This window comes from Streptomyces sp. XM83C (assembly GCF_023072675.1).
Lineage (GTDB): Bacteria > Actinomycetota > Actinomycetes > Streptomycetales > Streptomycetaceae > Streptomyces > Streptomyces thermocoprophilus.
This window is the reverse complement of the sequence record NZ_JALLGL010000198.1, coordinates 1-11,360: the sequence shown is the minus strand read 5'-3', so window position 1 is coordinate 11,360 and position 11,360 is coordinate 1. Positions and strand designations below refer to the sequence as shown.

The window sequence follows — 11,360 nt, the reverse complement described above, 5'->3', positions numbered from 1 at the left end:
GTCCGAGGGGGCGTCACCGGAGGGGTACGACAAGCGCGGGGAGCGCGGCGGGCACGGCCACGCCGGTCACGACAGGCTCGCCGGGTCCGCCGGGTCCGCCGACCCCGACGAGCGCGCCCGGCACGCCCTGCACATGGCCGCGGCCGACGACATCCTCCAGGGCCTCCCCGACGGTCTCGACTCCCCCGTGGACGCCCAGGCCCGCAACCTCTCCGGCGGCCAGCGGCAGCGCGTCCGTCTGGCGCGGGCCCTGCTCGCCGATCCGGAGGTGCTGCTGGCGGTGGAGCCGACGTCGGCGCTGGACGCGCACACGGAGGCGCTGGTGGCCGACCGTCTGCGGCGGGCGCGCGAGGGCCGTACGACCGTCGTCGCCACGTCGTCGCCGCTGGTTCTGGACCGGGCGGACACCGTGCTGTGGCTGGTCGACGGGAAGGTGTCGGCGACCGGCACCCATCGGCGGCTGCTGGCGGAGGAGCCCGGGTACCGGGCGCTGGTGGCCCGGGACAACGACACCGAGGAGGCCGTGCGATGAGCCGGGGTCAGTTGCCGGTCGCGGGGCGGGCGGAGGTGCGGCGGGCCTCGCTGCGGCTGGTGCGGGCGGACGGCCGGGCCTTCGCGGCCGTGGTCGCGCTGAACGCGGCGGCGTCGGCGGCGGGACTGGCGGGGCCGTGGCTGCTGGGCCGGATCATCGACCGGGTGCGCGCCGGGGCGGGCGTCGAGGCGGTGGACCGGGCGGCGCTGGTCATCCTGGGCTGCGCGGTGGCGCAGTTGCTGCTGACGCGCTGGGCGCGGTACGCGGGGTACCGGTTCGGGGAGCGGACGCTGGCGCGGGTGCGGGAGCAGTTCGTGGACCGGACGCTGGCGCTGCCCGCGTCGGTGGTGGAGCGGGCCGGGACGGGCGATCTGACGGCGCGTGGCACGGCGGACGTGGCGACGGTCGGCACGACGCTGCGGGACGCCGGTCCGGAACTGCTGATCAACCTGTTGCAGGCGGCGTTCCTGCTCGGCGCGGTGTTCGCGATCGATCCGCTGCTCGGTGTGGTGGGGGTGCTGGCCCTCGCCCCGGTGCATGTGGTGCTGCGCTGGTATCTGCGGCGGGCCCGGGACGGCTATCTGGCGGAGGGTGCCGCGAACTCGCGGGTCGCGGAGATCGTCGGGGCGACGGCGGCCGGTGCGCGGACGGTGGAGGCGTTCGGGTTGCAGCGGCGGCGGTCGGCCGTGGCCCGTGAGGCGCTGGAGGAGTCGCGGCGCCGCCGGTTCTACACGCTGTATCTGCGGTCGGTGTTCTTCCCGGTGGTGGAGGTGTCGTATCTGCTGCCGGTTGCGGGCGTGCTGGTGCTCGGCGGGGTGCTGCACGAGCGGGGCGCGGTGAGCCTCGGGGCGGTGGTGGCCGCCGCGCTGTATCTGCGGCAGTTCGAGGGGCCGTTGGACGAGATCCTGGTGCGGATGGAGCAACTCCAGAGCAGCGGCGCCTCCTTCGCCCGCGTGGAAGGGCTCGCCGAGGTGCCGGAGCAGGCGGCGTCCACGGGGCGGGGGCAGGGCGTCTCCGGCGGCCTCCTGGTCCCCGCCGACGACCGTATCGACGTGACGGGTGTCCGGTACGCCTACGACCGCGGCGGCGAGGTGCTGCGGGGCGTGGATCTGAGCGTGCGGCCGGGTGAGCGGTTGGCGGTGGTGGGCCCGTCGGGGGCGGGCAAGACGACGCTGAGCCGTCTGCTCGCGGGGATCGACGCGCCGACGAGGGGGTCGGTGACGGTGGGCGGTGTGCCGGTGTCGGCGCTGGAGCCGGAGCGGCTGCGCCGCCAGGTGGTGCTGGTCACCCAGGAGCACCATGTGTTCCTCGGCACGGTCCGCGACAATCTGCGGATCGCCGAACCGTCCGCGTCCGACGAGGAGTTGTGGGACGCGCTGGCGGCCGTGGGCGCGGACGGCTGGGTGCGTGAGCTGCCGGGCGGGCTGGACACGGAGCTGGGCGACGGCGGGCACCGCACGGACGGGCAGCAGGCGCAGCAGCTGGCGCTGGCCCGGGTGGTGCTCGCCGACCCGCACACGCTGATCCTCGACGAGGCGACGGCACTGCTGGACCCGGCGACGGCCCGGCACACCGAGCGGGCGCTGGCGGCGGTGCTGCGGGGCCGTACGGTCATCGCGATCGCGCACCGGCTGCACACCGCGCACGACGCGGACCGCGTCGCGGTGATGGAGGGCGGCCAGCTCACCGAACTGGGCACGCACGACGCGCTGGTGACGGCGGGCGGGGCGTACGCGCGGCTGTGGCGGACCTGGCACGGCGGGAGCGCTCCCAGCGACGACCGGTAAAGCGTTCGCATACCGAACTCGAACATCCGGACAACGAACCATTTCCAGCCAACTTTCTGACGCGCTCCTGACAGAACCGGGAGACTCCTGCCACTCTTCCCACGGCCGGTTCACAGCAACCCCACAGCACTTGATCACCGCTGTGCGACTCGGTCCCGCACTGCCGCACGTGGTTCCGCGTACCACCTGCACCACCTTGTTCTGCCCGGACGGCGCATCCTCCCGTCCGGATCTCCCCTGGCCGCGCGACCCGCGGCCACGCAGAAGGAGTCAGTGTTGAGAAGCAGTTCCTCGCGCAGACGCACCCCCCACACCCTGCACCGCCGGACGGCAGGCGCCGCCCTGGTCGGTGTCGCCGCGCTTCTGACCGCGGCGATCCAGTCGGGCGCGGCCACCGCCGCCCCGCAGCAGGCGTCGCCCACCGGTGCCGCGTCCGTCCAGCTCTCCCCGTCGCAGCGCGCCGAGCTGCTGCGCGACGCCTCCGCCGACACGGCCGCCACGGCCGCCGCGCTCGGCCTGGGCTCCCAGGAGAAGCTGGTCGTACGGGACGTCGTGAAGGACGCCGACGGCACGCTGCACACCCGCTACGAGCGCACCTTCGCCGGTCTGCCCGTGCTGGGCGGCGACCTGATCGTGGACACCGACAAGTCGGGCGCGACCAAGCGGGTCATCAAGGCGACCGACGCGGCGCTGAAGGTCTCCGACCTCACGCCGGACGTCAGCCAGGCGGCGGCGCAGAAGCAGGCGGTGGCCCGGGCGAAGGACCTCGGCGGCACCAAGTCCGCGGCGGACTCCTCGCGGAAGGTGATCTGGGCGGCGAGCGGCAAGCCCGTCCTGGCGTACGAGACGGTCGTCGGCGGCCTCCAGGACGACGGCACCCCGAGCGAGCTGCACGTCATCACGGACGCGACCACGGGCGCCAAGCTGTTCGAGTACCAGGGCGTGCACACCGGCACCGGCAACACCATGTACAGCGGCACGGTGCCCCTGACGACGACCCAGTCCGGCTCGACGTACACCCTCAACGACGGGGCGCGCGGCAACCACAAGACGTACAACCTCAACCGCGGCACCTCCGGCACCGGCACCCTGTACTCGCAGACCAGCGACACCTGGGGCAACGGCTCGGCGTCCAACTCCGCCACCGCGGCGGCGGACGCGCACTACGGCGCGGCGGTCACCTGGGACTTCTACAAGAACACCTTCAACCGCACCGGCATCCGCAACGACGGGGTGGGCGCGTACTCGCGCGTCCACTACGGCAACAACTACATCAACGCTTTCTGGTCGGACAGCTGCTTCTGCATGACGTACGGCGACGGCGCGAGCAACCTGCACCCGCTGACCTCGCTGGACGTCGCCGGCCACGAGATGAGCCACGGCGTCACCTCGAACACCGCCAACCTGATCTACTCGGGCGAGTCCGGCGGCCTGAACGAGGCGACCTCCGACATATTCGGCACCGGCGTGGAGTTCTACGCCAACAACTCCTCCGACGTCGGTGACTACCTCATCGGCGAGGAGATCGACATCAACGGGGACGGTTCCCCGCTGCGCTACATGGACAAGCCCAGCAAGGACGGGGCGTCCAAGGACAACTGGTACTCGGGCATCGGCTCGGTCGACGTCCACTACTCGTCGGGCCCCGCGAACCACTTCTTCTACCTCCTGTCGGAGGGCAGCGGCGCCAAGGTCATCAACGGCGTGAGCTACAACTCGCCCACCGCGGACGGTCTTCCGGTCACCGGCATCGGCCGGGCCAAGGCGCTTCAGATCTGGTACCGGGCGCTGACCACGAAGTTCACCTCGACCACCAACTACGCGGGCGCCCGCACCGGCACCCTCGCGGCGGCCGGTGAGCTGTACGGCACGTCGTCCGCCGAGTACAAGGCGGTGCAGGACGCCTGGGCCGCGGTCGCGGTCGGCTCCCGCTCGGGCGGCGGCGACGGCGGCGGCACGGTCTTCGAGAACAACACCCGGGTGTCGATCCCGGACTACGGCTCCGCCGTGACGTCCTCGATCACGGTCTCCGGCCGGACCGGCAACGCCCCCTCCAACCTCCGTGTCTCGGTCGACATCGTCCACACCTACCGCGGTGACCTGGTGATCGACCTGATCGCCCCGGACGGCTCGGCGTACCGCCTGAAGAACTCCAGCGGTTCGGACTCGGCGGACAACGTCCAGGAGACCTACACGGTCAACGCCTCGTCGGAGACGGCGAACGGCACCTGGAAGCTCCAGGTGCGGGACGTCTACCGCTACGACACGGGCTACATCAATGGCTGGAAGCTGACCTTCCCGTAAGCCGCGGGCCCCTCGGTCAGGGCGCCGCCCCGGTGATTCGAATCCCCGGGGCGGCGCCCGTTTTTACATTCCCGAAACGATTGTCGGACAGCCGAATTCCGGCCAACATCACGACACCCTCCTGACATGTACGCGTCCTGTCTGCCACGCTTCCCTCACCCGCCGCACAACCTCACCAGCACTCCGGCCGGCACCCCACTCCGGACCGGACTCCCCCACAAAGGAGCTTGTGTGACTCCCCTCTACGCGCGTCGCAAGCGCACCGCTCTGGCCGTCGCCACCGCCGTCGCGGCCGGAGCCCTCCTCAGCACCGGTCTGACCACCGGTTCCGCGGTCGCGCAGACGCCGGCGCCGGAGCTGTCCGCCGCACCCGTCCTGCTCTCCGACACCGCCCGCGCCTCCCTCATCCAGGAGAAGCAGTCGGAGGCCACCACGACGGCCCGCGCGATAGGCCTCGGCGCACAGGAGCAGCTCGTCGTCCGGGACGTCGTCAAGGACGCCGACGGCACCGTCCACACCCGCTACGAGCGCACCTACGCCGGCCTGCCGGTCCTCGGCGGCGACCTCGTCGTCCACCAGACGGCCTCCGGCGAGACCGAGGGCGTGACCAAGGCCGTCCAGGCGTCCATCAAGCCGGCGACGCTGACCCCGAAGGTGGCCGCCGCCAAGGCGGAGACGCAGGCCCTGTCCGCGGCGAAGGCCGCCGGCTCCGCCGACACCGAGGCCGCCCGGGCGCCCCGCAAGGTGATCTGGGCGGCGACCGGCAAGCCCGTCCTCGCGTACGAGACGGTCGTCGGCGGCCTCCAGGACGACGGCACCCCCAACGAGCTGCACGTCATCACCGACGCCGCCACCGGCGCCAAGCTCTACGAGTACCAGGGCGTCCAGACCGGCACCGGCAAGAGCCTCTACTCCGGCACCGTCACCCTCGGCACCTACAAGTCCGGTTCCACGTACCAGCTGTACGACACGGGCCGCGGCGGCCACAAGACGTACAACCTGGCCCGCGGCACCTCCGGCACCGGCACCCTGTTCACCGACGCCGACGACGTCTGGGGCACCGGCACCGCCTCCAGCTCCTCCAGCGACCAGACAGCGGCGGTCGACGCGGCCTACGGCGCGGCGGTCACCTGGGACTTCTACAAGAACACGTTCGGCCGCAACGGCATCAAGAACGACGGCAAGGCCGCCTACTCCCGCGTCCACTACGGCAGCAACTACGTCAACGCCTTCTGGCAGGACAGCTGCTTCTGCATGACGTACGGCGACGGCTCCGGCAACACCCACCCCCTGACCTCGCTGGACGTCGCCGGCCACGAGATGAGCCACGGCGTCACCGCCAGCACCGCCCGCCTGAACTACTCGGGCGAGTCCGGCGGCCTCAACGAGGCCACCTCCGACATCTTCGGCACCGGCGTGGAGTTCTACGCCAACAACTCCTCCGACGCCGGCGACTACCTCATCGGCGAGAAGCTCAACATCAACGGCAACGGCACCCCGCTGCGCTACATGGACAAGCCCAGCAAGGACGGCGCCTCCGCCGACTACTGGTCCTCCTCGCTCGGCCGCAAGGACGTCCACTACTCCTCCGGTGTCGCCAACCACTTCTTCTACCTGCTGGCCGAGGGCAGCGGCAGCAAGACCATCAACGGCGTCACCTACAACAGCCCCACCTACAACGGCTCCACGGTCACCGGCATCGGCCGGGCCAAGGCACTTCAGATCTGGTACAAGGCGCTCACGACGTACTTCACGTCGACCACCAACTACAAGGCGGCCCGCACCGGCACCCTGAACGCGGCGGCAGCCCTGTACGGCTCCGGCAGCACCGAGTACAAGGCGGTGGCGGCGGCCTGGACCGCGGTCAACGTCAGCTGACCCCGGCACGGTGACGGCCCCCGGGGAGACTCCCCTCCCGGGGGCCGTACGCTTGGGCCCCATGTCTTCCGAGGACTTCACGTACGACGCTGTCGGCGCGACACGTGAGGACGTCACCGCCTGCCCGCCCGGCTTCCGCCCGCTGCACGTCCGCACCCGCCTGGGCGAGGGCGAGCCGGTCTTCCGCCGGGCCGCGGAGGCCGTCCTCACCTGGGAGATGCACCGCGCCCTCGGCGTCGGCATCGACGCGTCCGCGCCCCGCGCCGCGCAGGGCGTGGACGTCACGGTCACCCTCGCCGGCATGATCAAGGCGCCCTGCCGCGTCGTGTGGGCCGTCGAGGAGCACCGCCGCGCCGGCTGGGCGTACGGCACCCTCGCCGGGCACCCCGAGTGCGGCGAGGAGGCCTTCCTCGTCGAACGCACCGGCGACGGCACGGTGTGGCTGACGGTCGCCGCGTTCAGCCGGCCCGCCAAGTGGTACGCGAAGGCGGGCGGCCCCGCCACCCGCGGCCTGCAGAGCGCCTACGCCCGCCGCTGCGGCACGGTCCTGCGCAAGCTCTGCGCGCCCGAGGACGTCTGACCGCCGTCACGCGGGCCGCAGCCACACCGTGGCGAGCGGCGGCAGCGTGACGCGGATGCTCGCCGGCAGCCCGTGCCAGGGCTGCGGTTCCGGCTTGACCGGGTCGGGGCGGACGACGCCGCTGCCGCCGTACCGGGCGGCGTCCGTGTTCAGCACCTCGTGCCAGGCGGGCACGTCCTCGGGCACACCCAGCCGGTAGTCGTGCCGTACGACGGGCGCGAAGTGGCAGACCGCGAGCAGCGGGCTGCCGTCGGCGTCGTACCGCAGGAACGCGAGGACGTTGTCGTCGGCCGCGTCGCCCACCACCCAGCGGAAACCGTCGGGGTGCACGTCCCGCTGCCACAGCGCGGGCGTCGCCCGGTACACCGTGTTCAGGTCCCGCACCAGGTCGAGCACACCGCGATGGTCGGCCTCGGCGCCGTAGTGCGGGTCGAGCAGCCACCAGTCGGGGCCGCGTTCCTCCGACCACTCGGCGCCCTGCGCGAACTCCTGCCCCATGAACAGCAGTTGCTTGCCGGGGTGCGCCCACATGAACCCCAGATACGCCCGGTGGTTCGCGCGCCGCTGCCACCAGTCGCCGGGCATCTTCGACACCAGGGACCGTTTGCCGTGCACGACCTCGTCGTGGCTGATCGGCAGAAGGTAGTTCTCGCTGTACGCGTACACCATCGAGAACGTCATCTCGTGATGGTGGTACTTGCGGTGCACCGGGTCGTGGCCCATGTACTGAAGCGAGTCGTGCATCCAGCCCATGTTCCACTTCAGGCCGAAGCCGAGCCCGCCGAAGCCGCTGGGGCCCCGGTGGTGGGTGGCGCGGGTGACACCGTCCCAGGCGGTGGACTCCTCCGCGATCGTCACCACGCCCGGCACCCGCCGGTACACGGTCGCGTTCATCTCCTGAAGGAACGCCACCGCGTCCAGGTTCTCCCGGCCGCCGTGCGCGTTCGGCGTCCACTGGCCGGGCTCGCGCGAGTAGTCGAGGTAGAGCATGGAGGCGACGGCGTCCACCCGCAGCCCGTCGATGTGGAACTCCTCCAGCCAGTACACGGCGTTGGCGACGAGGAAGTTGCGCACCTCGTTGCGGCCGAAGTCGAACTCCAGCGTGCCCCAGTCGGGGTGCGCCGCCCGCAACGGATCGGCGTGCTCGTACAGCGGACGCCCGTCGAACTCGGCCAGCGCCCAGTCGTCGCGCGGGAAGTGCGCCGGCACCCAGTCCATGATCACGCCGATGCCCGCCCGGTGCAGCCGGTCGACGAGATACCGGAAGTCGTCCGGGGAGCCCAGACGGGCCGTCGGCGCGTAGAAGCCGGTGACCTGGTAGCCCCAGGAGCCGCCGAAGGGATGCTCGGCGACCGGCATCAGCTCCACATGCGTGAAACCCAGGTCCTTCACATACGCGGGCAACTGATCCGCGAGCTGACGGTACGTCGATCCGGGCCGCCAGGACGGAAGATGAACTTCGTACACGCTGAACGGCGCCTCGTGCGCGGGACGTTCGGAGCGCCGGGCCAGCCATTCGGCGTCGCCCCACTCGTGGTGCGAGGACGTGACGACCGACGCCGTCTCCGGCGGGACCTGGGTGCGGCGGGCCAGCGGGTCGGCGCGCAGGGTCTTCGAGCCGTCCGGGCGGGTGATCTCGAACTTGTACAGCTCGCCCTCGCCGACACCCGGCGCGAACAGCTCCCACACCCCCGACGAGCCCAGCGACCGCATCGGCCAGCCGGTGCCGTCCCAGAGGTTGAACGACCCCGCCACCCGCACGCCCAGCGCGTTCGGCGCCCACACGGAGAAACGGGTGCCGGTGACGCCCTGGTGGGTCATCGGGTGCGCGCCGAGCACCTGCCACAGCTGCTCGTGCCGGCCCTCGCCGATCAGATGCAGGTCCAGTTCGCCCAGCGTCGGCAGGAAACGGTAGGCGTCCTCGGTCTCCAGCACCGTGCCCTCGTACGCGACGAGCAGGCGGTACTCGGGGACCTCGGGCAGGGGCAGCAGCCCGGAGAAGAACCCGTTGCCGTCGTGGTGCAGATCGGCCCGCAGCTCCCCCGCGAGCACGCTGACGCCGAGCGCGTACGGGCGCAGCGCGCGAAAGACGATGCCGCCGTCCACGGGGTGGGCGCCGAGGAGGGAGTGCGGGGAGTGGTGCGCGCCGGCCAGCAGCCGCTCACGGTCGCCGGGGTCGAGGGCGGGGGCGGGGGCGACGGACACGGGCGCCCTTTTCGTGGGTGCCTTGTTCGTGGGTGCCTTCTTCGCGGGCGTCTGCTTCGCGGGCGTCTGCTTCGCGGGCGTCTGCTTCGCGGGCGTCTTCGTGGGTGTCTTCTTCCTGGCCGGTGTGTCGGCCGCCGTCCTCTCCTTCGCCGTTTTGCCCGTCGCCGTCCTCTCGGCCGTCGCCGTCCTATTCGCCGCCGTCTTCTTCGCCGGCGTCTTCTTCCCTGCCGTCTTCTTCGGGTCCGTCACGGGCGGAGCCTCCTCGGCGCAGGTCTGGTCGGGTCGGGTGAGGTCAGGAACGGTCAGGTCGGGTCGGATGCGGCGTACCGCTCGATCGCCGCCATCGGCACCGGCAGCCAGTCGGGGCGGTGGCGTGCCTCGTACAGCACCTCGTAGATCGCCTTGTCGGTCTCGAAGGCCCGCAGCAGCACCGGCTCGGTCCGCGGGTCGATGCCGCCGACCTCGCCGTACCCGGTGCAGTAGGCGGCCCGGCAGCGCCGCGCCCACGCCGGGTCGGGCGGGTCGAGCGAGCAGGCGGCGTAGTCGAAGGAGCGGAGCATCCCGGCGACGTCCCGGATCACGGGCTGCGGCATGCGCCGCTCGGCCAGCGGGCGGGCCGGCTCGCCCTCGAAGTCGATCAGCGACCAGCGTCCGTCGGGCGAGCGCAGGCACTGCCCGAGGTGCAGATCGCCGTGGACGCGCTGGGCGGTGAGCGTGCGGCCCTCGCGGACCAGTTCGGCGACGGCGGCGTACGCGGTGCGCAGGCCCGCCGCGTACGGCCGCAGCGCGGGCACCGCCTGCACGGCGGCCTCCAGCCGCTCGGTCATGCCGTCGACCAGGGGTTCGAGGTGGGTGCGGCCCAGGGTGACGGTGGGCAGGGCGCGGGCGAGCGCGGTGTGCACCTCGGCGGTGGCACGGCCCAGCTCGTGGGCGTCGGCGGTGAAGTCCTCGCCCTTGGCGAGTTCCCGCAGGGCCAGTTCCCAGCCGTCGGTGGCGCCCTGCACGAAGGGTTGCAGCACCCCGAGGACGTACGTCTCGTCGTGCACGTCGGCCTGGATCCAGGCGGTCGGTGGGAGCACGCGGGGGCAGTCCTCGCGGGCGAGGGCGAGCGGCAGCTCCAGATCGGGGTTGACGCCGGGCACGACCCGGCGCAGCAGTTTCAGGATGTACGTGTCGCCGTAGACGATCGAGGAGTTCGACTGTTCGGCGGTCATGAGGCGGGGCACGAGACCCGGCCGTATGTCCCGCTCGGGGTCCCGGTCGAAGCGGAGCCCGCCGATGCGGGCCCCGGAGCGCAGGGCCTCCAGGAGCACCTCGGCGGGCCGGGTGTCGTACAGGGCGTCGTACACGGTGTGCCCGGCGAGCGGGCCGCCGGTGACATGGCCGATGAGCGCGGGCGCCAGCCGGGGCGGCAGCGCCTCGCGCACCCCTATGAGGAGCTGGTAGCAGTCGGCGGGGTGGGGGGTCGCGCCGACGACGGGCACGCTGGGCTGATGGGCGCGCACCAGCAGGTGGTACAGGCCGAGCCGGCCGGACGGCGGCAGCAGCTCGACGGCCGCGACCTGGGTGAATCCGGTGACGGGCCGGCCCTTGCCGGCGAACCAGCGCTGCCGTGGCAGCCACTCCCGCAGCAGTGGGTCCAGTGACGCGAGGAGGCTGGGGCTGACCGTGCCCGAGACTGTGACCGTTTCCGCCATGGGCGTCACGTCCTTTCCCCGGTGGGAGGGCCGTCGGGGTGTGCCTGTTGCGTGCCCCGGGCGGGGCGGGGGAAACGCTTCCCCCGCCCGCGCGGCCGGGGAGGGTCAGGGGGCTTCCTTGCGGAGCCGGAACCAGTAGAAGCCGTGGCCCGCCAGGGTGAGCAGGTACGGCAGCTCTCCGATGGCGGGGAAGCGCACCCCGCCGAACAGCTCGACCGGGTGGCGGCCGGTGAACGCCCGCAGGTCCAGCTCGGTGGGCTGGGCGAAGCGGGAGAAGTTGTTCACGCACAGCACGAGGTCGTCCTCGTACTCGCGCAGGAAGGCCAGGACGGCCGGATTGCTGGACGGCAGCTCGGTGAAGGAGCCGAGGCCGAAGG

At 72.1% G+C, this 11,360-nt stretch carries 8 protein-coding genes; 5 read left to right on the top strand and 3 right to left on the bottom strand.

Going from position 1 to position 11,360, the window contains the following annotated elements; all coding sequences use genetic code 11:
- The 5 genes from MTQ10_RS21005 to MTQ10_RS20985 form a co-directional block, all read left to right on the top strand.
- Positions 1 to 532, top strand: a 532-nt coding sequence (locus MTQ10_RS21005) for an ATP-binding cassette domain-containing protein (protein WP_247470492.1), incomplete at its 5' end; no start/stop codon positions are given.
- Positions 529 to 2,319: an ABC transporter ATP-binding protein gene (locus MTQ10_RS21000; RefSeq protein WP_247470489.1), complete on the top strand. Its 1,791-nt coding sequence runs from the start codon at positions 529 to 531 to the stop codon at positions 2,317 to 2,319. The genes MTQ10_RS21005 and MTQ10_RS21000, both read left to right, overlap by 4 nt.
- A gap of 276 nt (positions 2,320 to 2,595) precedes the next feature.
- Positions 2,596 to 4,623 (top strand): M4 family metallopeptidase, encoded by a 2,028-nt coding sequence (locus MTQ10_RS20995; RefSeq protein WP_247470486.1) that lies wholly within the window; start codon positions 2,596 to 2,598, stop codon positions 4,621 to 4,623.
- A 231-nt stretch (positions 4,624 to 4,854) separates the two neighbouring features.
- Positions 4,855 to 6,501 carry a M4 family metallopeptidase gene (locus tag MTQ10_RS20990; RefSeq protein ID WP_247470483.1) on the top strand — a complete coding sequence of 549 codons (1,647 nt, stop codon included), beginning with the start codon at positions 4,855 to 4,857 and terminating at the stop codon, positions 6,499 to 6,501.
- A gap of 61 nt (positions 6,502 to 6,562) precedes the next feature.
- Positions 6,563 to 7,081: a DUF1990 family protein gene (locus MTQ10_RS20985; protein ID WP_247470480.1), complete on the top strand. Its 519-nt coding sequence runs from the start codon at positions 6,563 to 6,565 to the stop codon at positions 7,079 to 7,081.
- A gap of 6 nt (positions 7,082 to 7,087) precedes the next feature.
- Here the strand turns inward: MTQ10_RS20985 and glgB are convergent, their stop codons facing one another.
- The 3 genes from glgB to MTQ10_RS20970 all read right to left on the bottom strand — a co-directional run.
- The gene (gene glgB, locus MTQ10_RS20980) at positions 7,088 to 9,535 is read right to left on the bottom strand and encodes a 1,4-alpha-glucan branching enzyme (protein WP_247470477.1); all 2,448 of its coding nucleotides are present in this window, start codon (positions 9,533 to 9,535) and stop codon (positions 7,088 to 7,090) included.
- Positions 9,536 to 9,588: 53 nt separating this feature from the next.
- Positions 9,589 to 10,983, bottom strand: a complete 1,395-nt coding sequence (locus tag MTQ10_RS20975; protein WP_247470474.1) for a maltokinase N-terminal cap-like domain-containing protein — start codon at positions 10,981 to 10,983, stop codon at positions 9,589 to 9,591.
- Between the two features lie 105 nt (positions 10,984 to 11,088).
- Positions 11,089 to 11,360 (bottom strand): alpha-glucosidase C-terminal domain-containing protein (locus MTQ10_RS20970; protein ID WP_247470471.1); only part of this gene is annotated, 272 nt, incomplete at its 5' end.

Coding starts and splice junctions, on each gene's coding strand:
- MTQ10_RS20985 (WP_247470480.1), top strand. CDS start 6,563: ATGTCTTCCGAGGACTTCACGTACGACGCTGTCGGCGCGACACGTGAG.
- MTQ10_RS21000 (WP_247470489.1), top strand. CDS start 529: ATGAGCCGGGGTCAGTTGCCGGTCGCGGGGCGGGCGGAGGTGCGGCGG.
- MTQ10_RS20975 (WP_247470474.1), bottom strand. CDS start 10,983: ATGGCGGAAACGGTCACAGTCTCGGGCACGGTCAGCCCCAGCCTCCTC.